Source organism: Aquimarina sp. Aq107 (genome assembly GCF_943733665.1).
GTDB lineage: Bacteria > Bacteroidota > Bacteroidia > Flavobacteriales > Flavobacteriaceae > Aquimarina.
Window position 1 is genome coordinate 2,923,467 of the sequence record NZ_OX030782.1, and the last position, 24,287, is coordinate 2,947,753.

The 24,287-nt window shown below is 31.5% G+C and carries 27 protein-coding genes; 3 read left to right on the forward strand and 24 right to left on the reverse strand.

The window, feature by feature from the left end; genetic code table 11:
* Window positions 1-7: 7 nt before the first annotated feature.
* The 11 genes from NMK29_RS12520 to NMK29_RS12570 form a co-directional block, all read right to left on the reverse strand.
* Window positions 8-436 carry a VOC family protein gene (locus tag NMK29_RS12520; protein ID WP_108803893.1) on the reverse strand — a complete coding sequence of 143 codons (429 nt, stop codon included), beginning with the start codon at window positions 434-436 and terminating at the stop codon, window positions 8-10.
* A 183-nt stretch (window positions 437-619) separates the two neighbouring features.
* Window positions 620-1,213: a hypothetical protein gene (locus NMK29_RS12525; RefSeq protein WP_159092250.1), complete on the reverse strand. Its 594-nt coding sequence runs from the start codon at window positions 1,211-1,213 to the stop codon at window positions 620-622.
* A 45-nt stretch (window positions 1,214-1,258) separates the two neighbouring features.
* On the reverse strand, window positions 1,259-1,972 hold the full coding sequence (locus tag NMK29_RS12530) for a hypothetical protein (protein ID WP_108803891.1): 714 nt from the start codon (window positions 1,970-1,972) through the stop codon (window positions 1,259-1,261).
* Window positions 1,973-2,184: 212 nt separating this feature from the next.
* Window positions 2,185-2,589: a DUF6326 family protein gene (locus NMK29_RS12535; protein ID WP_108803890.1), complete on the reverse strand. Its 405-nt coding sequence runs from the start codon at window positions 2,587-2,589 to the stop codon at window positions 2,185-2,187.
* A 34-nt stretch (window positions 2,590-2,623) separates the two neighbouring features.
* On the reverse strand, window positions 2,624-3,265 hold the full coding sequence (locus tag NMK29_RS12540) for a hypothetical protein (protein WP_159092249.1): 642 nt from the start codon (window positions 3,263-3,265) through the stop codon (window positions 2,624-2,626).
* A 312-nt stretch (window positions 3,266-3,577) separates the two neighbouring features.
* Entirely contained in the window at window positions 3,578-4,276 is a 699-nt protein-coding gene (locus tag NMK29_RS12545; RefSeq protein WP_108803888.1) for a LytTR family DNA-binding domain-containing protein, read from the reverse strand.
* A gap of 23 nt (window positions 4,277-4,299) precedes the next feature.
* Window positions 4,300-5,325, reverse strand: a complete 1,026-nt coding sequence (locus NMK29_RS12550) for a sensor histidine kinase (protein ID WP_108803887.1) — start codon at window positions 5,323-5,325, stop codon at window positions 4,300-4,302.
* A 238-nt stretch (window positions 5,326-5,563) separates the two neighbouring features.
* Window positions 5,564-5,959 (reverse strand): VOC family protein, encoded by a 396-nt coding sequence (locus NMK29_RS12555; RefSeq protein ID WP_108803886.1) that lies wholly within the window; start codon window positions 5,957-5,959, stop codon window positions 5,564-5,566.
* 25 nt (window positions 5,960-5,984) lie between these two features.
* Complete coding sequence (locus tag NMK29_RS12560; protein ID WP_108803885.1) at window positions 5,985-6,389, reverse strand: AraC family transcriptional regulator; 405 nt, start codon at window positions 6,387-6,389, stop codon at window positions 5,985-5,987.
* 105 nt (window positions 6,390-6,494) lie between these two features.
* Window positions 6,495-7,385, reverse strand: coding sequence for a sugar phosphate isomerase/epimerase (locus NMK29_RS12565; protein WP_108803884.1), 891 nt, complete (start codon window positions 7,383-7,385; stop codon window positions 6,495-6,497).
* 182 nt (window positions 7,386-7,567) lie between these two features.
* On the reverse strand, window positions 7,568-8,023 hold the full coding sequence (locus NMK29_RS12570; RefSeq protein ID WP_108803883.1) for a hypothetical protein: 456 nt from the start codon (window positions 8,021-8,023) through the stop codon (window positions 7,568-7,570).
* 122 nt (window positions 8,024-8,145) lie between these two features.
* Here NMK29_RS12570 and NMK29_RS12575 point away from each other — a divergent pair, with 122 nt between their 5' ends.
* Genes NMK29_RS12575 through NMK29_RS12585 form a run of 3 tightly spaced genes read left to right on the forward strand, consistent with a single transcriptional unit; the run spans window position 8,146 to window position 9,791 of the window.
* Window positions 8,146-8,871 carry a DUF4386 domain-containing protein gene (locus NMK29_RS12575; protein WP_108803882.1) on the forward strand — a complete coding sequence of 242 codons (726 nt, stop codon included), beginning with the start codon at window positions 8,146-8,148 and terminating at the stop codon, window positions 8,869-8,871.
* On the forward strand, window positions 8,859-9,311 hold the full coding sequence (locus NMK29_RS12580) for an MBOAT family O-acyltransferase (RefSeq protein ID WP_108803881.1): 453 nt from the start codon (window positions 8,859-8,861) through the stop codon (window positions 9,309-9,311). The genes NMK29_RS12575 and NMK29_RS12580 overlap by 13 nt, the downstream gene beginning before the upstream one ends.
* Window positions 9,312-9,323: 12 nt before the next feature.
* A complete protein-coding gene (locus NMK29_RS12585; RefSeq protein ID WP_108803880.1) occupies window positions 9,324-9,791 on the forward strand; it encodes a nuclear transport factor 2 family protein in 468 nt (155 codons plus the stop codon).
* A 17-nt stretch (window positions 9,792-9,808) separates the two neighbouring features.
* Here the strand turns inward: NMK29_RS12585 and NMK29_RS12590 are convergent, their stop codons facing one another.
* The 13 genes from NMK29_RS12590 to NMK29_RS12650 form a co-directional block, all read right to left on the reverse strand.
* The gene (locus tag NMK29_RS12590) at window positions 9,809-10,390 is read right to left on the reverse strand and encodes a Crp/Fnr family transcriptional regulator (RefSeq protein ID WP_027391965.1); all 582 of its coding nucleotides are present in this window, start codon (window positions 10,388-10,390) and stop codon (window positions 9,809-9,811) included.
* A 98-nt stretch (window positions 10,391-10,488) separates the two neighbouring features.
* The gene (locus NMK29_RS12595; protein WP_027391966.1) at window positions 10,489-11,130 is read right to left on the reverse strand and encodes a DUF998 domain-containing protein; all 642 of its coding nucleotides are present in this window, start codon (window positions 11,128-11,130) and stop codon (window positions 10,489-10,491) included.
* Between the two features lie 519 nt (window positions 11,131-11,649).
* Window positions 11,650-12,300, reverse strand: coding sequence for a suppressor of fused domain protein (locus tag NMK29_RS12600; protein WP_108803879.1), 651 nt, complete (start codon window positions 12,298-12,300; stop codon window positions 11,650-11,652).
* 81 nt (window positions 12,301-12,381) lie between these two features.
* Entirely contained in the window at window positions 12,382-13,122 is a 741-nt protein-coding gene (locus NMK29_RS12605; protein WP_108803878.1) for a hypothetical protein, read from the reverse strand.
* An 89-nt stretch (window positions 13,123-13,211) separates the two neighbouring features.
* Entirely contained in the window at window positions 13,212-13,862 is a 651-nt protein-coding gene (locus tag NMK29_RS12610; RefSeq protein ID WP_155839625.1) for a hypothetical protein, read from the reverse strand.
* A gap of 184 nt (window positions 13,863-14,046) precedes the next feature.
* Window positions 14,047-14,724, reverse strand: a complete 678-nt coding sequence (locus tag NMK29_RS12615; RefSeq protein WP_108803877.1) for a hypothetical protein — start codon at window positions 14,722-14,724, stop codon at window positions 14,047-14,049.
* A 211-nt stretch (window positions 14,725-14,935) separates the two neighbouring features.
* Window positions 14,936-16,696 carry a hypothetical protein gene (locus NMK29_RS12620; RefSeq protein ID WP_108803876.1) on the reverse strand — a complete coding sequence of 587 codons (1,761 nt, stop codon included), beginning with the start codon at window positions 16,694-16,696 and terminating at the stop codon, window positions 14,936-14,938.
* Window positions 16,689-18,911, reverse strand: coding sequence for a tryptophan-rich sensory protein (locus NMK29_RS12625; RefSeq protein WP_369862977.1), 2,223 nt, complete (start codon window positions 18,909-18,911; stop codon window positions 16,689-16,691). Before NMK29_RS12625 ends, NMK29_RS12620 begins: the two co-directional genes overlap by 8 nt.
* On the reverse strand, window positions 18,911-20,209 hold the full coding sequence (locus tag NMK29_RS12630) for a BatA domain-containing protein (protein WP_108803874.1): 1,299 nt from the start codon (window positions 20,207-20,209) through the stop codon (window positions 18,911-18,913). The genes NMK29_RS12625 and NMK29_RS12630 overlap by 1 nt, the downstream gene beginning before the upstream one ends.
* 1 nt (window position 20,210) lies before the next feature.
* The gene (locus NMK29_RS12635) at window positions 20,211-21,107 is read right to left on the reverse strand and encodes a DUF58 domain-containing protein (protein ID WP_108803873.1); all 897 of its coding nucleotides are present in this window, start codon (window positions 21,105-21,107) and stop codon (window positions 20,211-20,213) included.
* 11 nt (window positions 21,108-21,118) lie between these two features.
* On the reverse strand, window positions 21,119-22,120 hold the full coding sequence (locus NMK29_RS12640; protein WP_108803872.1) for a MoxR family ATPase: 1,002 nt from the start codon (window positions 22,118-22,120) through the stop codon (window positions 21,119-21,121).
* A 14-nt stretch (window positions 22,121-22,134) separates the two neighbouring features.
* Window positions 22,135-22,755, reverse strand: coding sequence for a DUF4159 domain-containing protein (locus NMK29_RS12645; protein ID WP_108803958.1), 621 nt, complete (start codon window positions 22,753-22,755; stop codon window positions 22,135-22,137).
* Between the two features lie 200 nt (window positions 22,756-22,955).
* Entirely contained in the window at window positions 22,956-24,272 is a 1,317-nt protein-coding gene (locus tag NMK29_RS12650; protein WP_108803871.1) for a TldD/PmbA family protein, read from the reverse strand.
* Between the last annotated feature and the right edge of the window lie 15 nt (window positions 24,273-24,287).

Below are 24,287 nucleotides of genomic sequence, written 5' to 3' on the forward strand. Positions count from 1 at the left end.
TTCATTTTTAGTTTGTTGAAAGATAATTTACCATCCATTGCACTCCGAATTTATCTGTAAATGTTCCAAAGTATGCTCCCCAAAATGTATCCTCTAATGGTGATGTTATTGTTCCTCCTGATGAAAGCCCATTAAACAATTTAATAGCTTCTTCTTTACTCTCTGGATTGATAGATATATAATAATTATTTCCAAATGTTAGAGATTGTCCCTTGGATTCAAGTACATCAGTCCCCATAAGAAAATTTCCAGAGCCTATTGGTAATCCAACGTGCATTACTTTTCTCTTGTCCTCTTCCGACATTAAATCATTCTCTGGCATATCCCCAAAACGTCTTATTCCACCAACAAATTCACCACCAAATACCGATTTGTAAAAATTAAATGCTCTTTCAGTATTACCCATGAAGCTTAAATAAGTATTGATTGTTGCCATATTTTATTTTTTCAGAAATTAATTCACTCTTAATCCTTTATTGATTAATGTGCCATGTTTTATAAATTGTTTCGTTGCATGTTTAAGTTACTAATTTAGCAAATACAAACTCAATTCTTTGTTCTTGGAGTATTAACTTAACTTCTGTTATTAGTTATTTAAAGATCTGCCTATTTTTATAAATCAAAAATGATAGCCTATAAAAAACCAAAAATTGTTTACGAATTTATGCGATGAAATTGTAGTCTCTCCCCACGTTGTTTCAGGAATATCATTGACGTAGTATCTAAAGGGTATTGATATATTGACGTATAAATGCTTTATGCCAAATAAATTTTCTTTTCTATAACCAAAGGCAAATCCAACAGTAGGCGTTTCATTTTCTAAACTATTATCAGAAATAAGGTGATTATACTCATCTTTAACATAAGCCATACTTCCACTATAGTAAAAGTTCTTACGCTTCCCAAAATATCGATCATAGTAAAGTTCATAGATTCTAAAATATCCCTCTACATTATCTCCATCTACTGCGGCAGCTTCCCATTTACTAGACAAGTGTCTTTCCGTTAGGTTGACTTCTCCTATCATTAATCTAATTTGATTTTTATCATTAAATCGATAACCTACTTCTCCTGCAAAATTCTGAAATTTGTTCATGGTCATCTCAAAGGTTTCATAACCAACAAAAAATGACGAACGTTTATTACTTTGGGCATCGATTGAGCTAATTAAAAAGATAAGGATAAGTGTAATTATTAATCTTAAATGTATCATTATTTCTAATTTATTATTTACGGAGTTTATTGTAGTTGTTTATAATTAGTTTAGATTAATGCTTTTGAAAGCAGGCAAGTCTTCTTTATTGTCTAAATAAATTGTTTGGAATCCGTGCGTAAAATTCAACTGTTTAGTTTGTTCTTTGTATGCTGCTCCAGAAATAACATAATGTCTTTTTTGAAAGCAATTAGAATCGTTACAAACGAATTCACAATAAATATGATCTTCAGAAATCCAAATCAATTGATTGTTATTGTTTAAAAAAGCATAATGTGGATTTTTTGATATGGTATTTGTATTATCTTTATAATGAAATACAAACCCCAAAATGATGACTTGGTTCTTTTCTTTTAGTACATAATTCCAACCAAAACCATCTCCAGTAAAACATGATTGAAAACCCATCAGAGTCACTTCATCTGTTATTTTTTGAACACATTTTCTAACCGGTAACCACAGATGATGTACTTGCATTTCTCTCCAATTCCCATACCACTGACCCGAAAACTGACTAAGTGAATTTAGAGCTATTGATAAATTTATTTTTGCAACTTTAGGTTTTGCTATGTGATGGTTCAAACCTGAATTCCTATAAAGGTTTGTTTCTATCAAATTATTTATATCAGAGTTATTTATGTATGTTAAAGATTTATAGAACGCAAGTGATTTAGATAGACCTTCCTCAAAAAACTGATTAAATTCTTCTACTCTCAAGTCATAACTTCGCATAGTTTCAGAATAAAAGATCAAACGCATATAATCAAACAGTAGCGTATTGTTAAGGTTTATATGGCTTTCATATTCTTTATCAAATTGATGATTAACTTATTGATGAGATATTAGATAGTTGAACTCTTCTAAAAAGGTTGTATGGCTTATACCCCTTACGCTACCATAAAAGAATATGATTAAGGTAAGTAACAAGTAAACATGAGCTTTAAAAAACCTTATGGATTTAACGATCATGATCATGCCTCCAATGATTTAAAACCGTTATCATCCGCAGTTAACTTCCATGCAATTCTTAGAACGATTACTAGAAGAATATTTTGAATAATTACAAAAAAAACATCATCCATATCAGCTGTTGGTAAAGTACTTAATAAGCCTAGCGATGTAATAAATGCAGCAACTGTATTGTACCATTTATTAAGTGTTTCTTTTAAAACCCTTGATAAGAGAATCATTAGGATAGGTATTTGCGCTATTACACCATATACCAACATTGTTATTTCTGGTATCTCAAGCGTCATCATTTCTTCCATATAACCATCACGTAAAAACTCGTGTAGATCTCTGATTATCATATTGAATAGTATGACAATCCATAAGGTAGATAAAAGTACTTTGGGGTCTGTATTTTGCGTTTTCATAATAAATTATTTTATAATGTATTAAGTAAAATTTTCAATTTACTTGTGCTAAGTCTTTAATGTCTACAAACTTTAAATCATCTAATACGGCATTAGAATGTCCCCAATAATAACTATCATCACTACCAGATATAAGTTGAATGACAATGGTTATATAATTGTTCTTTTGGATATTGTTTATATCTATATGAAACCATTCGAATTGTGCTTTGGGTGTGCTTATATTTAGAGCCGTAACATCTTCAGGAAGTGTCTCTGGAGTATTCTCTATTGAGTTTTCTGATGAAAAAACTGTAATACGTAAGGTATCCTTAGCAGTATCAATATCTGAGCCTGAAAATTTATATCGCCCAACCAATCGGAGGTTTTCTTTGTTTTCAGGAATGCAAAAACTTGTGAATATTGTGTTAGTTTGTGCATAATACTCTCTGTATAAAACTAGTGCATTTCCATTAGCATCTGGCACATCATATTTGTACGCAAAACCTTGTCCATCAACTTGTCGTCTAGAATTATTTTTTTCATGCTCTTTCCAACCTACAGGTAAACTATAAGTATGGATTTCTGTTTTAATAATTTCAAACTGATTAAAATTACCATTTGGAATTTCCACTTGTGCTTCTAACTTAAACGATACTAAAATTGTTAGTATTATCATTTTAATTAAAGTGCTCATTATTTCTTTTTTATTGGATTAAACAATTAATAGTTAAGCAAATATCAAGTGAAGTGAATAGAGAAAAAACTTTAATATGCAAGACCAGTATATATGTCTGCATACTCCTCTTTTTAATCTGCAAAAAAATTGAATAAACCGAAACAAAAACCTAACTATCAACCACTTAAACATACTTACTAACGTCTTGTTCGGTTTTATATCTGAAACCAGAATGAGGAGAAAATTAAATTGAAATATTATAGATAATTAAAGTAATCTAAACCTTAAAAGAGTATATGAAAATGATGATTACCTATGTACTAAAAAACGCTACCATTTGGTAGCGCTTATCAATTGAAAAAAAATGACCTTATACGTTTCGGAAATTGGAATGAGTTGATCCGCAATTCTTATTCTATTTCTTTCTATAGAATCTATTTTACGTAATGAAACCATATAGGATTTATGTACTCTACATACCAGTTTAGGTGGTATAATTTGTTCAAGCTCTTTAAAGTTCTGCAAGGTCATAATCCTTTTATTAATAGTATGGATTCTACGATAATCACGCATTCCTTCAATATATAAAATATCTCGAAGGTTAATTTTTTCCAGTCGATTCTCCGTTTTGACAAAAATAAATTCAGGAGCAATGTTTGTCGCTACTTTATCCAAATTATCCAAAGCTTTGTTGGCCGCTTGAAGAAACCTATTAAATGTAAACGGTTTTAATAAGTAATCAGTAACATTAAGTTCAAAACTTTTAAGTGCATATTCTTGATAGGCTGTGGTTATAATTACTTGACTTTCTATTTTTGAACTTTCTAATAACTCTATTCCGGTTAACTCATCCATGTTAATATCCAGAAAGAGAACATCTATTTTGTTTGTTTTTAGATAAGTAAGACCATCTAGTGCATTGTCAAAAGTGGAAGATACCTCAAGGAAAGGCACTTTTTGAGCGAACTCTTTAGTTCTCTCGAGCGCCAATGGCTCGTCTTCAATGATAATGCATTTATATTGTTTCATTAGTAATGCTGTTCTTTATAATTTTATTGAACAATTGTTAACTTAACGCTATAGTATTCGTTTTCTTTTTCAACTTTTAAAGTGTGCTTTCCTGGATATAAAAGATTCAGTCTTCTTTGAATAAGCGTATTTCCCAAACCGCTATTTTTCTGGCTTAATTTTCTATTCGGATTGAATTTGTTTCTACATTCTAATTTCACAAATTCTTTATCTATAACAATACAAATTGTAATTGCATTATCTAGTTTTTTATTTGTGGTATGCTTAAAAGCATTTTCTATAAAAGGTAGAAAAACCATTGGGGCTATAGTTTTACCATTTGACGAACCAATAATATTAAAATTGATATAATTAGAATTTACCGTTCTTATCTTTTGTAACGCAATGTATTTCTCAATATATTCAAGTTCTTTAGATAGTAGAATTTTATCTGTTTTTGTTTCAAATAACATAAAACGCATAATATCAGATAATTTATTTAAGTAAGTAGAAGCCTCTGTAGCATTTTTAAGAATTAGAATGTCAATATTGTTCAATGTATTAAACAAAAAGTGTGGGTCTAGTTGTGATTTAACCAAGGCCATTTCCATTTCGTAATTTTGTTGCTTCAGTTCTTCTTTTAGTTTTAATTCTTCATACCACGTAATAAACCCTTTAGTTATTAGAGCAACAGCACCTGTCGTAAGACATATAAAAGAACTGAAAATGAACCCAACAGTCATAGATTCCTTACGTTCTATCAAGCTCTCAGTTCCCAAAAAAATATAAATTAAAAGATGTCCAATAAAAGCTGCGCCAATTGTAAATGAAAATGCATACATAATAGTCCGTACAAACTTCTTTTTACGAAATTTTGGAAATACAAGAAAATAGAATAAATAATAAGAAATAACAGACGGAATTACGGTAAAATAAAGTACTCTTTCTGTTGTTTCTTCTACAATAGTATTATTTTCTCCTCTCAACGAAAGGACAACTAAAACAATAGTTAGGACAAAGTAACATATCCAAAATCCAATATGTAATCCTACAATAATTGATTTTTTCACGATATTAAAATACTAAATAATTTTCAGCAAAAATCAATCTATTTATTACATATAAAAAATACATTCTGCAAACTGGGAATATTTGTCTGCAAAATTTCTCTAAATAACTTGGCAGCGGTATAAATCTGATTAATAATCAAGCATTACAGTTTGCGAATCTTTGATTTTAGAAAATCCGCTGTGATTTCTGATTATATTGGCGTATTAATCAAACATATTATTAACCACTTCTCTTTTTTTACAGTGTTTCGACAATTTGAATGTTATTCCCACAAGTGTCATTAAATACCGCAAATTTTACAGTTCCCATTTTAGTTGGTTTTATGCTAAACTCAACATCAAGTTTGATAAGTCTTTCATATTCCTTATTAACATTGTCTACATCAAACTGTGTATAAGGAAATCCGGCTTCCATTAAAGCATCTTGGAAGACTTTACATGGTTCAAAATGATTAGGAGCTGGTTCTAATAATAATTCTGGTCCATCTTGCCACTCTGGCGAAACCAAAGTTAGCCATCTGTTTCCTCCTTCTAATGGTGCATCTTTCTTTATTAAGAAACCTAATTTTTCTGTATAAAATTTTAAAGCCTTTTCTTGATCACGAACTGGAATACTAATAAGTGTTACTTTCATCTTAGATTTATTTATTTTCCAAAGTTCAGGACTTTAATTCAAATTTACTTCTCGAAAATTGCTCTTTTCGAAATTCACTTGGCGACTTTCCTGTTTTATTTTTAAATAATGTACTGAATGATCCTAAACTTTTAAATCCAACTGAAAAACAGGTTTCAGTTACAGAGATTCCATTCCTTAAATTCTCTTTTGACTTTTCAATTCGTTTATCGATTAAGTATTGCCTTGGAGTTAGTCCGTAATACCTCTTGAAAAGTCGTAATAAGTGATATTTAGAAGTAAACAGTGCATCTGATAAAAAATCTAAATTCAATTCTTGGTCAAAATTATTGTTGATAAAGTTGCGGGTTGCTATCACAGTTTCTATCTGTATATCATTTGAATAATGATTACTTTTTATTCGACTAATTTTTCTTTCGTAGAATGTCATTTAATTAATATCAAACGCTAAATATATAAATCATCGCAAACACACCTGAACCAATTGATATATCTGCGAGTTTTTATTTCTTATTCAATTTATAAAAATCTTGCATCAATGCAAAAAAGAAGAATGCCTTTTATGTTTAGAATTAATCAATTTTAACCCTTCCATATTTCGAGTTAGTACTTTTTGTACATCCTCTGTTTTAACGTGCCCAAGAATCCCCCATGGTCCATTATATCCCTCATCTAATAAACTCTTGATCATTTCGTATTCATAATCACCTTTACCAATTGGTAAGATTTCAGGTCCTTCTTTTTTCACACCACTTAAATTTACATATGATAAATGGGGCTTCATTTTTTTTACAATCTCAGGAAATTCATCAACATATTCTTGAGCATGATGAAAATTATATACCATAGTCAGCGACTTTTCGTTCAATTGTTTCAAAATCTCTATTTGGTGATGAGGATTCCCAAACCAACCACGATGATTATAAAGAGCCATTTTACAACCTACTTCATCTGCTTTTGCTTTTATATACTTAATCATTTCAATAGACAATTGTAATGATTGCTCTTGATTTTTCCCTTCAAAAAAATTATCGCTAAAACTAACCCATATCGTTGGTTTATATTCTACCTCTTTGAGATTACGTAGCAACTCTTGATTAGATGAACTCAATTTTCCGATACTGTCTCTTTTGGAATTTAGCCAAAGAAAAATAGAGGTTATTTCAATGTCATTTTCTCTAGCCAACTTAAATTCTTCTTTCATTGTACTCAAGTCTCCTTTGCCTTTGTTGAAACCATATTTTGTAAATCCCATTTCATTTAACATTGCAATTCGCTCTTTCGGAGTTCTATCTAAAGAATCAAACCCCAATATACACCAAGGAGATACTTCATCTACTTTAAAAGAATATTCTACAGCCTTGGTACAAGAAAAAAGAAATACCACACTAAAAACTAAAATATTTAATCCGATTCGATTTTTCATATTGCCAATAATATCAAATTTCTGTTTTTTCCTTCATAACATACAACCGTTTGGTGTATTAGTAGTAACGTAATTTACACGACTACTCATAAAATAACAATATACTTAATTAAATATAGAAACGGTTTAGGCTAAGACCTAAACCGCTATTTTTACACCTTATTAGCCACTTGCTTTTTTAGTTAATACATTCGTATAGTACTAAGAAAAGTCCAGATTATAAACAGAACTTGTAGAGGAATTCTAAACCATAAATATGCCAGACCGCTTCCGTCAAATGTTCCTTTTTGGTAATTTATATTATTTATTGAAGCATAAATATTAGCAGGTAACATTAGTAGAAGAAAAATAATTAGAGTCCAACCAGATATATATTTCAATCGCGGAATGAGAAGGCTTATTGCAAGTAAAATTTCGAATACACCTGTTAGATGAACGAATACCCCTTTATATGGAATAAGTTTAGGTATCATCATAGACATTCCTTTAGTAAATATAAAATGTCCAATTGCTGTAAATACCAGCATTATTGACATTGCAATTCTTCCTGATAATGCAAAATCATATTCCTTGTTTATAATTTTAATAGCAAACAAGGAAATTACAAAACTTGATAAAAGTATAATTAAAGGTTTCATATAATAAGATTATTGAAATACAAAAGTCAAAAAAGAGTTCTTGAAAAAAATTGACTTTGGTTAAGTAATAGATGCTCTTATTTATTTCACTTCTTAACTAAAGTCAATTTATAACTTTCTAAATGGCTATAGTTTTGTATTACTATGTAAAATACAACACTATGAAAGCAATGGCTAAAGCTTCGGGGATTGCATACCTCTTAATTTTCATTTCCGGTTTTTACGCAAACTTTGCAATTCTAGAAAATCTGGTAGATTTAGATAATAGTGAACAAACAACCTTGAATATTATAAATGATTCCATTCAATTTAGACATGGGTTGATTGCTTTTTTTATAATGTTAATTTCAGATGTGTTTTTGATCTGGTCATTATTTAAAATCACAGAACCAACTCAAAAAATAGTACCATATATAGCCTCCTTATTTAGAGGTTTACACGCTTCATTTTTTATAATTGCTTTAACTAAATTATTTGAGGTTTATAAAATTACATCTCGATCAATAAATTCGGAAGAATTACAAAATAGTGTCATTTACTTACTGTCTAATTTCGATAAGCTTTGGACGATTGGACTGCTATTTTTTGGTGCGCATTTAGTGATGCTTGGTTTTTTGGCTTTCAAATCTAATTATATACCAAAATTTATTGGTGTTTTATTAGTGCTAGCGGCTTTAGGTTACTTTATTGATGGATTTTCAAAACTATTTTTACCTAGCTATCATGAATATCAATCTTATTTTCAGGCAATTGTTGTTTTTACTGGTGTAATTGGTGAGTTGTCATTTACGATTTGGTTATTGGTTAAAGGCTTTTCACAAAAAACTTTTAATGTATGGTATCTTTAAATAACTATGTAAAAAAGCGAAATGGTGTTCCTCTTGGACATCCAAAGTCTTTGGGAAATATGTTTAAAAGGTCCTTGGGCGCCAACTCTTTTGATTTGTTTTGGGTACACTGGAATCCAATATGGAACTACTATCTCAATAAATATATTTATAAACCATTAAAAAGAGTATGTCATTCGTATGTAGCTCTGGTCTTAACGTTTGGTTTTTCAGGATTTGTACACGATTTAGCTGGTCTTTTAATTTACACAGAATTATCTTTCCTATTTACCATTTGGTTTATAATTATGGGAGTTTTAGCAGCTGTTTTTAAAAGGAATAAGATTTATTATAAAACACAAAAGAAAGAAGTTAACTATGGTTTTAATGTAATATTAATTGTCAGCAGTTTTTTACTAGCAAAGTGCATACTAAATGGAATTTATTTTTTTAATACGTAACCAATATCAATTATGAAAACACTTATTAAAATATTAATAATCTCAATACTCATACTTTTTACAACAACTCAAACTATAGCGCAGCATGTTACTAAGACGCATAAGGACTCATTAGAAATTGGAGTTCAAAAATACTATGATGTAAACCTTAAGACATTTCAGGCTAATTCAACAATAAAAGATATTGACATAATTTTTGAACTTTTTACTGATGATTTCACCTATGTTCATCCAAAATATGGAGGTATTTATTCTAGAGAAGATTTGTACAACGGTTATATTCGAAATCAAAAAAATGGAGCGTACAATGGAGAAATCGTGGATATTAAAATAGAAAATAAAATTGTTGGACTCAACGTTGTAGTGGTTAAAAGAAGCTATATGTTAAAAAACAATGGAAGGATTGAAGAAGGAGAACCGCAAGTGACACTTTTTGAATTTAGAAAAGGTAAAATCTCTAAAATATTTGAATATTGGTAGTAAAGTAAAAACAACTATTAGGATCTATTTTTCATAATTCTTTTTCTAATTCTACTTAATGATTCTGGTTTTACACCGATGTAACTTGCTAAATAATATAATGGAACTCTATTTAAAAGCTTTGGTTTATCATTAAGTAAACTTACGTAGCGTTGTTCGGGTGAAGAAATTAAATAAGCAGCCAAAGAATCCTGTTGTTTTCCCAAATCTTCTTCTACTGAAGTTCTACACAAGGCTTCATACTTTGGCACTTTTTCTATAAGCTCCTTTTCTTTATCCTTATTTAAAACAGCTAGTTTACAATCTTCTATACATTCAAAATAGTGTTTAGCAGGAGATTGTTGATGTAGACTTGTAAATGAAGCGATCGATGTGCCTTCTTCGTAAAAATTAGTTGTTACTTCATTGCCATCAATGATATAATATTTACGAACTAATCCAGATAAATTTTGATATGATTCTCTTGAGACTTGACCTTCTTTTAATAATATTGTCCCTTTCTCAAAGGTTTTGATTGGAATACAATCTTCAACTATTTTAGCTTCTTCATCAGAAATCTCTATTGCTTTTCTAATAAGTTCTACTATTTCACTAAACATTATGCTATTTTTATCTTATTTCAGTTTTATAGCCAAATTAAAAATTTGGCGGTCTTTGTTAAAAGTTCTAAAATTTTGGTCAAGAACTGAGCCCTGAATTAATTATAGCCCTTGTTACTTATTGGTTTTTTATTTTTTATTACAATAGCACAAAAGATTACCCATATAACAAACACCAACTCTACCATTCTTTGATAAAGTCCGATATATTCAGATTTTGAGTTAGAAACTAATATATATACAAGCAACATACTAATTGCGCCAAATACAATTGATTGTAAAGAAAACGTATTATTGAGCCCTTTTTTTAATTCAAATCCAATTAAAATCATAAAAACAGGAACAAATAAATAAGTTAGTATACCCACAAAATTATGAATTAGCTGAGAAGAACTAGGATCAATTAATTCTTTATTACAACCACTGTCACAAGGAAATATTCCAACAACTACTGTAGCTAACCCATAAAATATTCCGATTCCGCGAAATCCTATTTTGAGTAGTTTAGACGGTGGAAAATATCTCACTCCAAGAAAGCAAAATAAAGCAATAAGAATACCACTTGGAATATAACCAAATATTCTAAAAAAAATTCCATATTTAGTATCAATTGCATAAGATTCACTTATATATTGACTGAATATGTTATAATTTTCAATTAGAAATCCACCTAAAATAGAAGAGACTACAAAAAGACTAACTCCTAGTATTCCTATAAAAAAAGTGATTTTATTGTTCATTCACTATTATTTTAGATCTCTTTTATGCACTTGCAGGTAAGGTCTTCGTATATGACTAGTTCCAGCCCAGGTACTTAGTACTAGCTACACGAAAAATTAATTGTTTTTATAAAACTAGTAATTTTTTAGGTAGTAAGCCTGATATTAGTTCTATGTGTTTTTATTAGCAGTTGATTCAATTACACCTGACCAATCTTGAGATCGAATCCGGATATTTTCTAAGATTAAAGTAAAACGGATAGTTTTTGACTTTAATTAGTTTATATCTATCGTAATGCAGCGAGTCCAAATTTATTTGAAATCTGCGATTAGTTTCACATTTAAAGAGGCTCAAATTGTAGTCCCAGCTGTTGTTAGTTTATAACTAGTGTGCTACGTAATTTAGATATATCATTTATAAAAAATGTATCAAATAGGGTTTAAGACTCTTGGTTATGTTTTCTCATGAGTATTGCCACTAGCTGCAGATTAGCGGTAGCGAGTGGAGTAAATGAACTATACGAATTGTTAGCAGTTGTATTATTTTCTTTTTAGGTCAGTTATCAATAATGGATTTTCTTTTTTTAACCTATCTAGCACAATCTTAGTTTCACCAGTCTTAGGGTTTTGCTTCAATTGCTCATATTCTTCCGTTGTAATTCCTACCATCTGTAAAAACTGAACATTTCCATTAGGTGTCTTAATTGTTCCCATTTTAGGGTCTTCAACGAAAGCAATTGCGGTAATATTAGTTTCCGTGTTTAATCTAATAGGTCCATTTGCAGGTATAAAATGATATTCTTCAAACCATTTTTTACTATTAAAAACATATTTTGCAAGATTTTGCATTAAGGAAATCACCCATTTAGGATCTTCGTTATCTTCCTTAAATGGGATTAGTCTAAATGTAAACTCAAATCCCCATCCACTAAATTCCTCTTCACAATTATCCAGATCATAGTACAAGTTAGACATTCCGTAAGACACAAAATGATAATGGTTATTTTGATTTTTACTTTCATAAATACTAACTCCATCTAATGGATCTTCGCCACCAAGCATATATTTGATAACTGTTCCATAATGTTTAGGTTCTTGGTTTGGGTATAGTTTTTCTGTCAATTTATCCAAACTTAACCACCCAACAGCTTCATCTTCTTCAAATTTTCTTTTATATTCTTCTTTAGTCATTTTTTGTTATAACTACTAACGTTTTATACATGTTGTGTTTACTTCCCAAAGGGAGGATATGAATTATACAAACTGTTACACCTAGTTTTCATTTTTTTTGAATTTCAAAATAGATTCATTTTTAGGATTGTAAAGATGAAGTTCTTTACCGTCAAGTTTTACAATTTTTATGAATTCAGTTTTGTTTTCACTTTCAATGACAAGAGTCTTTTTATCTTTTTCGATTTTCCAAATACCAATAAGTTCTATATCAAGTGGTGCATTGTTTATGAACATTCCATCTTTTTTGAATTCGTAATTAACGACCTCATCTTTATTGTGTTTAAGTATTACCCCACTCTCTTTTCCATCTTTTATTCGTCCATTATAAAACCATTTTCCAAGTAAGTTTTTCGCAACTATTTTTAAGCCTTCTATTTTATCTAGTGAATTCTGTTGAATCTCAATAGCAGCCTTTTGGTCAGATTTTATTAATTGCCATTCTCTATTTTTCTGTTTGAATATGATTTGATTTTTACTAATCTTTTTAATTATAACTTCATATTTATAACCCTTTGATGAACTGAATTCGTAAGTACTTTCGCTAATTAAAGACCATGTTCCGCTTTCTGATTTCCCCATTACAATTTGAGTATAATTATTTTGGTCGAATGAAAGAGTCATGTCTTTAAAAAATTCATTAGCCATTTTAAGTCCTTGTTCATCTATTTCAATATGGTCAGGGATTTTTTCATATTTCCATTTTCCTGCTAAAAAATCCTTCTGCGCAAAAGAAAATGAAGTTATTAGTAGTAGCGTTAAAATTAATAATCCTTTTTTCATGTTGTTTATTAAGGTTAAGTGTAACGTTCATTCTATGATGCGTTTGCATCCTCGGGATGCTTATACATTATACAAATTGTTAGCAATATTTATTCAATGTATCTAAAAGTTTTATAAACTTGTCCGATCATTCCATTAGTTGCAAAATCTGAAAATTCCTTTATGTCAGATTGCTCGTTAGCAATGAATGTAATAAGTACAGCATTTACATCTGGATTTTGTTTAGGGATCGGAAGTAAACACATAACTTTATATATTCCATTATAACCTTGATCAATAAAATCAGAATAATCAACTTTACCCTCAAAAAGATAGGTCATCACTCCATTAAGATTCTTTTTTCCTACCGAAACAATTTCTAAATCAGGGAATTGTTGCTTTAAGTTTTTTGAAAGATTCTCCAATAGTTCTAAGGCCAAATTTTCGTTTTTTAGGTTTAAGGTAGAATTACCAATAGTAAACTCTTCAGTAACTATATTATCAATAATTTTTTTTACAATTATATGATTTTGTTTATCATTCGGTGTTTCCACTTCAAATATACTTGGATATTCCACAGCAAACCTAGTAACCGGTAATTCTTTGGTCTCACAAACTTTCTCATCCACAACATAAATGTTTTCAAAATATTGAGCTTTAACCTCAGGCATTATACCTAAATTGTTTTTACCTGACTTTACAGTAAATTGACAAGAACATATCAATATGATGATTAAAATGAAGTAAAGGTTTTTTTTCATAATTATTGTTAACATTTAATATATGTATCGTAACAAGGCAAAATGTTACCCTATTTTTCGATTTTTCTGCACATTGGTTACTAACTTTTACCTTATGCAAGCATTCCGTCTTACCAAAAAAACAACAACCATTCGATTCATCACTTAGCCGCTATGATCACATATATGTTGTTGTAAGTAGTTTTTAGTCATAATATTGGATCCAACTACTCTCATAATTATCATCAAAATTCTGTTTTGAGTCTATTGTAATTTTAACGTTTTCTCTTTTCCAATAATTGAACTCATCGTATTCTTTTAGTAGGTCAAAATATTTGCCCTCAATCAGCTTAAATTTAACTGAATTTTTGATTTTATTTTTTTGTTCGTCTTTATAAACTAATAGGGTCACATTTTCAAAGCAGCGAGAAATTCTCCAAATTTCAGGAAGTTCTAATTCTTCATATATATTCTCAATTCTTTTTTCAGGAATTAATAAACTTGCTTCTTGTTTAGCAAGTGGTTCAAAAGCGAAACAAAAAATAGAGATATCGTTTATTTTTGGAGATATATTCAGGCTATTTGAGGAATTTATGATTTGAATGTATTTTTCTGCAATCTCTTTCTGTTTATTAGTAGTAATATCATTGAAATAATACTCCTCACTCATTGTAAGTTTCAGTTCCTCTTTAATGGTTTCTACATGTATATCAATTTTTAATATATTATTATCTTCATTAAGATCCTCTTGAATATTAAGAACGGTAACATTATAATTCTCAGAAATCCATTTTGAAAGAAGCTTAAATTCCTCATCAATTCTACTTTTTCCTTGTTTTATAAGTTTTGTCTCTTTGTATTTTGTATCTGATGGGAAAAACATTTCAGGTAGGTTTAAATTGCTTACAACATGCAAATATAGTCACAAAAGGTAACTATATATCTTTTTTATGTTTATCGATAACTGTTTAATTCGATAGTCAATTTTTGCTTTAAATTCCAAAAACAACTTAAAAATTCCCTTAGAACGCATAAAAAAAAGCTTTCTTATATAAAGAAATCAGCTTTTATCAAACCGAGAAATAAGAATCTAATCAGGTAGTTTCTATTTTGGGCACTAGCCATAGATATCCCATACAGCATAAAAATAAGATATATAACCCTATTGGATTTATGGGCGCTAAAGGAGCCCTTGGTGCCTTGGCTGTAGGTATGGACCGATCAAAGAAACGACTGTTTTGTTGCATCCTATCATATACCAATTGCGATAACCAAGCGGTCGTATCCGTTACATAATACTCCAACACCGTAGTGCTGTCTTGTGCAATCGAGATTTGGTGCCAACCTAGCTTTTTAGGATAGGTGGTTCCCTGCCAACGATTAGGTAAGTGTATGTCTTGCTGCATCGCTATGCGATATCCATCTGCTATTATTACTTCTGGTGTAGCTACTTTGGTTCTAAGCGTAGTAATATAGGGGTGATCTTTTATCGCTAATAATTGGTTGGTATCCCAATCTACCTTAGCAATGTCTTTTTTAGCAATGTCCGTAAGTATCCTAGTCCATAATTGTTGATATTCTTGTACATTGCCTTCTAAAATCAGTTCATAAGTACTATTTAACACAGTAGTAGCTACTTTTCCCTTTCCTTTATATTTATATCCAGAAATAATGCGCGCATCTATATTATTATGTACCGGTAAAACCTCTCTCTTATCATTAAAAACAAAAGGATGGGTCGCTATCTTAGTTTTGGGTGCCGTGGTTAACTTAGTTTCTGTTCTCTTTACCGCTATAAAATCAAATGCAGCAAAGCCACTATTGGATTTAAAAAAAGAGTCATCTGGTTGGATAAATACACCTAGCCCTTGTTGTCTTATAGCATTCTCTAATACTGTTCTAGCGTTTTTTCCTAGATTCTGTATTGTACGAGCATCTAAAATTACCAGATCAAAAGGCGCCAAGTTCTTTTCTGTAAAAGCACTCATTGGTATTCGATCTCTATTAAAATACTCAAACTTAAACTTGCCCTTAGTAATCTTACTTTTTACCAAAACCTCATGTCCCGTTTCGGAGAGGTAGTTTTTTAAATATTTCGTTTCAAAAGTAGGAAAGTCATTAACAATCAACACCTGTAACTTTTTTCGATCTTTTACGATCACGGGAATAGGGTCCCTGGATAATATGTTTCCTATAGTATCTTTCTCCGTAACCGAAAAAACATATCGTCCACTTGTTTTTAGAATTGTCGTTAGTTTAAATGTTTGCTGTTGATCTGTTACCAAGCTAATAGAATCCATCCCATTACCACCAGGTCCTTCTAATACAAGCTTGTTTCCTGATGTAGGATTGTTATAAATTCCTTCTAATAAGAACTGTGCTCCCACTACTCCTTCTTGATCATAATGATATCTAATGATTCCGCTAGGTACATCGCCGGGCATATACTGTACCTGATTGTTTTCTAATTGCCAAAAATCAAAAGGTGCAACCCCAGATCCTAAAACAAAAACAGTATCTGAAGTTTTTGTCTTGCCAAAAATGGATTGATTCGGTGAATACTCTAGTATTTTTAATCTTCTATACTCTTTTTTTAAACTATCCAATTGTGCAGGTTGACATCCTGATGTTAGTACCGCTACTTTGGTATCTTTAGGCGGAATCGACTTAGCTGGTTGTAATGCTATAATTGCCAAGGATCCAATCGCAAGAAAAGCAACAGCAATGCGTATCCAAAATCTAGGTGTTGCAATGTTTATCCATTCTTTCCAGATAAAAACCATCCATAGCAGCAGTGCGCAACTTGCGATTTGCCAAATCCAATTACTATGTAAAAAAGTAATATTCTCAATCATTAATCTCTAACTCTTTTACTAATAAATCATTTATTTCGCTAAATTGTTGTTCTTTTTTTGCTGGGTTTGGCGCTATTGCAGGCAGTGCCGTCAATAATCCTTTCTGCAAGACAATCAATGCTTCTTGCGGAACTGTAACATCTTCAGAAATCCATTTTAGTTGTTGCAAGGTTTCCAGATATTTACCAGGATCTTCGATTGCTTTTATCGCTAGTTCATTTCCGGCTTGACCAAAAAGTTGTTTATCATCCTCGGTTAACATTGTTTTTTCTGAAATTAATACTTCTAATCTAGCAATCGCTACTCGTATCGAAGGATATGGATCTTCTTGTGTTAGTTCTTCTGTTTTTCTATACCCAAGTACTTTATCAATCTCTCCGGTAAGTCTTTTATCTTCTTTAATAGGTGGTGGGTCAAAACCAATACGATGTACATAAATACGGGCACTGTTTTTTATTTCCTGGATTAATTTTAGCGCTCTGTATTGATACGGTAATGATTTTTCTGGAGTGTATAGTCGTAAATATAATTCTGCATCCCACATTTCGTTCAATGCTTGACGTAGTTTACTTTTTAGCGATTGCGTAAAGAGTGTAGATTCTTCTGGATCTCCGTGATTATGCAAATATTCTTCTAGTGGATCTTTCTTTTTTTCTTCCACTAAATTGTGCTCATTCTCGCTATCGTGCTTATGCGTATATTTTGCTAAAGGATCTTCTTCTTCATGTCCTTCTTCGTGGTGATCTTCGTGTTCATGCTCGTGTTCTGGAGATTCTACATCTCCTTCTGCAGTGCCACCAAATTCTGATTCGTCGCCCATGAATTCGGCATATTTAAGACGTAATACCTTCTGATCAAAACCAAGTTCATTACTTCTGGATTTATACTCCTGAGTAGAAAGTTTTGATTTGTCTTTCAGTAATTTTTCTGTATCGATAATGAGTTGGCGTTGGCTTCTAAAATAATCAGGCATCAGATCTACTCCCATGGTTCCTTCTACCGCAAAGGTATCTGAGATCGTATCTTTGATTACTGCAAAAAAGGTTTCGCTTCTGGCAATATTGGCTTTTGGCCGCTTACGATCCAAGGCTTCTACATAAAAATACAGTTCATCGCCTGGTTCCATCTTCATCTGATCCAGATCGATGTTTTTGGACAAACTCATATTCTTATTGCCTTTGATAATTTTATTATTGAAGCTTAACTTCTCTTCTCTAAACTTAACTGATTCGCCAGAACCTTTGCTCACCGTTGCAATAATATAAGCGTCTTCGATCCCATAATCATCCGTAATAGTAGTGGTAAAGGATACTTTTTTATCTTGATTAAAATCAAAAGAAGTAAATTGTTTTATTCCTTTAATAGCCACTGTTGGGTTTTTATCTTTTGTCACTTCTATCCCATATAAATCAGACACATAAGAGTTGTTTTGGAGATCAGTAAATTTAAAATTATAGAATCCAGAGGTGTTTAGTACTGTAGTTCCTGTATATGCACCATCCACCAATTTCATAGCATACCTATTGCCAGAACTTTCGATAGTCACTTCTTTTATTTCCTTATCAAACTGTATTTTCCAAAAAACTCTGGATCCTTGGACTGCTTTGATATCCATCTTGGTAGTTGCAGAAGAAGGAAGTTGTGTATAGCTAGGATATGTGACACGTAACTCTTGTTGTATTAATTTTGGTGGTGATTGACTCACTGCAGTCGAGTCTGTAGCCTTAAATACAATATCCTCTGGAGTAATTTTCGGTTGAGAAGAATTTTGTAAACTTCCAAACAGATTATATTTGTGTATGGCAAGACCAATTAAAATACAAATGCTTGCTAACACCATGCCTCTAAGTATATGATGCGGAGGTTTGATCGTTTTTAGCTTTGCTACTAATATATCTTTAATCCTATGTTGCTGTATTCTAGCCAAAGTAGATAAGTGTTCTTCTGAAGTCAATAAAAGACTAGTGCTATATTCTGTCTCATCTAGATGAAGATCTATATAACTCGCTATGCTTTCTAGACTCTTTTTCCAAGGTTTTAAGATTATCGCAGTAATTCCTCCAACTAAAAGTAAGGTTATTACAGTCCATAGTACATTATTAAATACAAGATATATTAATACCGCAGGTCCCAAAGCATATAAGGCTACTTCTAGCCAAAGCATCAATTGCCATCGCTGTCTAAAACCTACTAATATGTTATGTCCTGTTCTCACTATTGTTTTCTATATTTTGCAATACTACGTTCGGCAATCAATCCAAATGCTAATAACAACCACAACCATTTTGAAATATCTAATAACTGATATGATTTTTTAGTAGTAACCTCAACAGAAGTTACAGGTTCTAGCTCTGATATATCTATACTCCTTTTATCGTAAGTATTGATATCTGATGCAATATCTCTATAAAAATCAAAAAGTTCTAATAATCGTTCCGATACATTTTTGGTAATACTATTTTCTCTATTCAATGATGCTGTCAAATAAAAAACAGTATTAGAACTTCCTGGTTCTATAATTGTATTCGCATATATATCTGGTTTATATGCCAGTAATTTAGTAGTTGTAGAAGGAACAGGATCTGTAGATAACCACACTACTAAATCATATGCTGAATATGTTATTCCTTCTGTTTTTTTTCTTACTTCGATATCTATAGTTCTTTTTATATATTTTGATATCGCATTAAGGGAAGCTTCTACATACTTTTTTTGTTGTTGTAAACTATCTGTATATATAATCATTACTTTGGGCACTACTGCATTAGTAAGTGCTATGGTTTTTTTATTTTCTTTTGAAGAAATAAACACACTATCCTTAGTTTCATTAAAGGATAGCGCAGTATCTTTTTTATCCAGCCACTCTTTTCTAAAAGATGTTAGGTGCTGATCACTAGTCATCGATACAATTTCTAGAGAATCTCCTTTATTGCTTACCTGCAATACCTTTTCTATAGATTCGTTGGTGTTAATCGATATCCAAGTATTATTTTTTGCGATTTCGGGACGCGCACCTTTTAACCCAATTATCTTAGTGTCTGTAAGCACTACAATACTATCCGTTTGTAGTGTTTCCATTTCTCTTGCTAATTGCCAATAGTTCGTAATTGTGTTATTTGGTAATTCGAATTCATCAGGATCTAACTCTGGGAAACCGGTTTGTAAGAGTCGTAAGGAAGATCCAGGTTCTATTGTATCTATAATTGTTTGTACCTTTTCATTATCTACAAGTTTAGGTGAGATAATATAAGTTACCGGTACTGTACTAGATTTCTTCTTCATCTGAAAACCTGCAAGTAATAACACCAAAACTCCTATTAATAACATTCTAAGTATTAGTAGAAAAAACTCGTTTAACTGAATACTTCTTGATTGTTTAGAATCTGATTCACTTAATAATTTAGTACTTCCGACTTTTATTGTTTTTCCTTCATTTTTACTCCAAAGATGTATGACTAAAGGTACCAGAAGTCCTAATAATGCCCATAAGTATGTAGGATACAAGAAAGACATATCAACTCAGTTTATTTCGTTTTTTGAGGAATACTCGTAAGGCTTCTCCAATATGATCTTCTAATTTGAACAAATGATAACTAATATCATTGATTAACAAGGTATCTTTTGTTGTACTGATCATGCTATCTAAAGCTTTCAAATATGTTTTTTTAGCAGTCTTTGTATCTATTTTTAGCTTTGCTCCTGTCTCTAAATCCTCGAATGTAACAGTTCCTTTATAAGAAAATTCTAATTCATTATTTCCCATAAGGTGTAATACCACCACTTCATTTCTGGGTGTTTTTAAACGTTTTATAAAGGAGATTAACTCCTTATCATGCTCATATAAATCTGTTACAAAAAAAATAAGTTCTTTATGATTGCGATCGTGTAAGCTTTTTGATGCATTTGGATTTGCCGGCCACTTCCCTTTATTCTCTATATTAGTCAACTCTAATAAAAAGCGATTGTAATGTTGCTTCTGGATTTTTGGGTACAAATCATATAATCGGTCTTCATTTAGTCCAAACAACCCAATAGCATCTCCTTGATTTTGTGACAAATATCCTAATGAAGCTACCAATATTCTGGCATAATCCATTTTAGAAAGTTCTTGCTCCGTATGTAGCATAGAATTACTAGCATCCAAAATAAATTTTATAGAAATATTAGTCTCTACCTCTGATTGCTTGATGTAATACCGTCCGGATCTGGCAAGCATTTTCCAATCAAGTAATCTTAGATCATCTCCTGGTTCATAATTACGGAATTGCGTAAACTCCATTCCTGCACCCACATTACGGCTGTTGTTTAATCCTGACAAATACCCATCCACAATCACCCTCGCTATAAGCGATAAGCCAGAAACACTTTTTATCAGTTCTGGTTTTAATAATTGATGATAGTCTTGTCTCACGTATTTTTTTTCTAAGCTCCTACTTTTATATCGTCTAATAGGTGATGTGTAACATCATCAGATGTAATACCTTCTGACTCTGCTCTAAAATTGACAATAACTCTATGTCTTAAAACAGGTATGGCTACATGTTTAAGATCATCTAAGGTTACAGATAATCTTCCTTGAGCCAATGCTCTTGCCTTAGCTGTTAATATCATTGCTTGTCCCGCACGTGGTCCTGCACCCCAATTAACCCATTCTTTTACAAAGGAGTTGGTTGTTGTTTCTGGTCTTGTTGCTCGTATTACCTTACTCACAAAAGAAATCAAATCGTCACTTATTGGTACTTCTCTAACCAGATGCTGTAACCTTATAATATCTTCTCCAGAGATTACTTTATTTAAGGTTTCCTTCTTTGCTCCTGTTGTATTTTTAAGAATAGTAGTTTCATCAGTTTCCGTAGGATAACCAATTTTTATATATAATAAGAATCGATCTTGTTGCGCTTCTGGAAGTGCAAATGTTCCCGATTGTTCGATAGGATTTTGTGTAGCAAGAATGAAAAAAGGTCTGTCTAATGCATAGGTCTTTCCTGAATATGTTACTTCAAATTCCTGCATTGCTTCTAATAAAGCAGCTTGGGTTTTTGGTGGTGTACGGTTAATTTCATCTGCCAATATGATATTAGAAAAAATAGGCCCTTTATTAAATTTGAAGAACTTTTTTCCTGTACTATAATCTTCTTCTAATATCTCGGTTCCTATGATATCAGATGGCATCAAATCAGGCGTAAACTGAATTCTTTTAAAATTTAAATCAATGGCTTGGGCTAATGTTCTAATCATTAACGTTTTTGCCAAACCTGGAACTCCTTCTAGTAAGGCATGTCCACCTGCAAGAAAGGTAATTAATAACTGCTCAATAGTTTCTTCTTGACCTGTTATAACTTTACCTATTTCCTTTCTTAGCTGTTGAAGCTTTTCGGTAAGAATATGTACTTCTTGTTCTATATCTACTAACTCTTTATCCATATAAATACTGTCTTTTATGATGTTAATGCGTACATCACAATATTAACTCCAAATCGGGTATTATCGATTTTATACCATCGTTTATTTCTAAAATCATAATCCCATTCGCAACCATAATCTTTGTTACTAAATAAAACTCCTATCCTTCCATTAATAACTATTGCTTTTAAATAATCATGTACAATATCATCTCCCCATCCATTTAATTCCTGAGATGTAGTTGGAGGTCCGTCTTCAAACTCAAAAAACACCTTATAAATTTCATGATTATTCGGTATTTTTTTTAATGCATCTGGACCAAAAATCTCTCCCATCTGTCGAACAAAAGATTTAGAAAATAATCCATCGATATCGTGATTACAATCATCTGCAAAAACAAAACCTCCATTGTTCACATATTTCTTAAAATTTTCTCTTTCCTTTTTGGTAAATTGTACTAGTTTATGACCAGAAATATAACAAAATGGACTTTTGAAAATTTCATCACTACTTAATGAAATTATGCGCTCTTGGGTATCCACTCGCAAAGTAGTATACTCTACGAGAGAATTTAATAGATTAGAAGGCATCCGCTGATCTACATCCCAATCTCCTGATTCGTATTGTAATCGTGTAAAGAAAAATTTATTGCTCAATATGAAATTAACTAGGTATACTAACGAAACAATATAGATCATTAATTACTAAATGATCTAAAATTAAAGTTAATTAGGATTCTCTTAAAACAACTACTACCTCATAGCGTAGTTAAAAAATACATGATAGTAAGCCCATACATTTTAACTACGCTCCATGGATAGTTTATTATTTTTAGTTTTAAGGAAGGACTATGGAATTATACTGCATCCGAAAGACTGGTAAAAGTAAAGTCTCTTATTTTCATATAAGGAACTAAATTACCATCGATTCGTACTTGTTTCCCTAAAGTTTCTAGGTTATTAAGCATAATAATCGGACTCTCGTTAAATCTAAAGTTCTTAACTGGATGTTTTATTTTTCCGTTTTCGATATAGAAAGTACCATCTCTAGTAAGTCCTGTATACAGTAACGTCTGTGGATCCACTGTTCTGATATACCATAATCTCGTTACTAAGATTCCCTTTTTTGTTCCTTTGATAAGATCTTCTAATGAAGCATCACCACCTTGCATAATGAATCCATTAGGAAAAGGAACAGGATCTACTCCCTTTTTCTCTGCCCAATATCGACTATACGCTAAGTTTTTTACCACTCCATTTTCTATCCAGCTTGTCTTTTTTAATGGCTGTCCAGAACCATTCCATGTTCCAGTAGGTACTTCTGGGTTTAATGGGTCAGACCAGATATTTACTCGCTCGTCTACAATCTTTTCTCCCATTTTCGTTCCTCCGCCTTCTTTAGACATAAAACTACGTCCTTCATCCGCAGTACGTGCATTAAATGCAAACGCCATATTACCTAAAAGACCAACTGAAGCAGCTGGCTCCAGAATAACCGTGTATTTTCCTGGTTCTATTGCCTTGGCTTCTTTAGACATTACTGCTTTGTTAATCGCTACATTTGAGGCTTCTACCGCATCAAACTTAGAAATATCGTTGTAATCTCTAGTCACCCATCCAGATCCAGTACCATCGTTACTACGCATGGTTACTGTAAAACTGGCATTGGTAGATTGATTATATGCAAATAAACCACTAGAGTTCATCATTGCACTAAAACCTGCAGAATCATTAAAAAATCCTGCTGCAGTAACATTCTTTGCTGCTGCTGGTTCGATACTACTATTAGCTACTTCTGCACGATACTCTGGCGACACTTTTGCTGTAGCTTCTTTATAGGTAATAGATTTATCATATGTTTGTGGTCCTAGAGGAGCCATAAATTCTGGATTCTCTGGTGAGAGTTTTGCCAATTCTTCAGCTCTTTTTACCACTTTTTTTAATGACTCATCATCAAACTCATCGATAGTGGCTGTACCAGATTTTTTTCCAAAATTAGATTGTACAACCAATGTTTGATTGGATCTGTGTCCTGCTGTAGACACTGTATTTCTAGCATAGCGGATATTACCACTTTCGCTTCCGCTTAAATTTACTTCACAAGCATCTGCAGTAGAAAAGCTCAACGCCTTTTCCATAATCTGCTTTGCTTCTTCTTTAGAATATATTGCCATGATATTTTTTATTTG

Bases quoted from the DNA above. Each gene is read 5' to 3' on its own strand.
- NMK29_RS12580 (WP_108803881.1), top strand. From the start codon at position 8,859: ATGGTATCTTTAAATAACTATGTAAAAAAGCGAAATGGTGTTCCTCTT.
- NMK29_RS12640 (WP_108803872.1), bottom strand. From the start codon at position 22,120: ATGGATAAAGAGTTAGTAGATATAGAACAAGAAGTACATATTCTTACC.
- NMK29_RS12650 (WP_108803871.1), bottom strand. From the start codon at position 24,272: ATGGCAATATATTCTAAAGAAGAAGCAAAGCAGATTATGGAAAAGGCG.
- NMK29_RS12600 (WP_108803879.1), bottom strand. From the start codon at position 12,300: ATGACTAAAGAAGAATATAAAAGAAAATTTGAAGAAGATGAAGCTGTT.
- NMK29_RS12555 (WP_108803886.1), bottom strand. From the start codon at position 5,959: ATGAAAGTAACACTTATTAGTATTCCAGTTCGTGATCAAGAAAAGGCT.
- NMK29_RS12575 (WP_108803882.1), top strand. From the start codon at position 8,146: ATGGCTATAGTTTTGTATTACTATGTAAAATACAACACTATGAAAGCA.
- NMK29_RS12610 (WP_155839625.1), bottom strand. From the start codon at position 13,862: ATGAAAAAAAACCTTTACTTCATTTTAATCATCATATTGATATGTTCT.
- NMK29_RS12585 (WP_108803880.1), top strand. From the start codon at position 9,324: ATGAAAACACTTATTAAAATATTAATAATCTCAATACTCATACTTTTT.
- NMK29_RS12535 (WP_108803890.1), bottom strand. From the start codon at position 2,589: ATGAAAACGCAAAATACAGACCCCAAAGTACTTTTATCTACCTTATGG.
- NMK29_RS12620 (WP_108803876.1), bottom strand. From the start codon at position 16,696: ATGATTGAGAATATTACTTTTTTACATAGTAATTGGATTTGGCAAATC.
- NMK29_RS12570 (WP_108803883.1), bottom strand. From the start codon at position 8,023: ATGAAACCTTTAATTATACTTTTATCAAGTTTTGTAATTTCCTTGTTT.
- NMK29_RS12560 (WP_108803885.1), bottom strand. From the start codon at position 6,389: ATGACATTCTACGAAAGAAAAATTAGTCGAATAAAAAGTAATCATTAT.
- NMK29_RS12520 (WP_108803893.1), bottom strand. From the start codon at position 436: ATGGCAACAATCAATACTTATTTAAGCTTCATGGGTAATACTGAAAGA.
- NMK29_RS12540 (WP_159092249.1), bottom strand. From the start codon at position 3,265: ATGAGCACTTTAATTAAAATGATAATACTAACAATTTTAGTATCGTTT.
- NMK29_RS12530 (WP_108803891.1), bottom strand. From the start codon at position 1,972: ATGCGTTTGATCTTTTATTCTGAAACTATGCGAAGTTATGACTTGAGA.
- NMK29_RS12525 (WP_159092250.1), bottom strand. From the start codon at position 1,213: ATGATACATTTAAGATTAATAATTACACTTATCCTTATCTTTTTAATT.
- NMK29_RS12615 (WP_108803877.1), bottom strand. From the start codon at position 14,724: ATGTTTTTCCCATCAGATACAAAATACAAAGAGACAAAACTTATAAAA.
- NMK29_RS12545 (WP_108803888.1), bottom strand. From the start codon at position 4,276: ATGAAACAATATAAATGCATTATCATTGAAGACGAGCCATTGGCGCTC.
- NMK29_RS12595 (WP_027391966.1), bottom strand. From the start codon at position 11,130: ATGAACAATAAAATCACTTTTTTTATAGGAATACTAGGAGTTAGTCTT.
- NMK29_RS12590 (WP_027391965.1), bottom strand. From the start codon at position 10,390: ATGTTTAGTGAAATAGTAGAACTTATTAGAAAAGCAATAGAGATTTCT.
- NMK29_RS12565 (WP_108803884.1), bottom strand. From the start codon at position 7,385: ATGAAAAATCGAATCGGATTAAATATTTTAGTTTTTAGTGTGGTATTT.
- NMK29_RS12605 (WP_108803878.1), bottom strand. From the start codon at position 13,122: ATGAAAAAAGGATTATTAATTTTAACGCTACTACTAATAACTTCATTT.
- NMK29_RS12630 (WP_108803874.1), bottom strand. From the start codon at position 20,209: ATGTCTTTCTTGTATCCTACATACTTATGGGCATTATTAGGACTTCTG.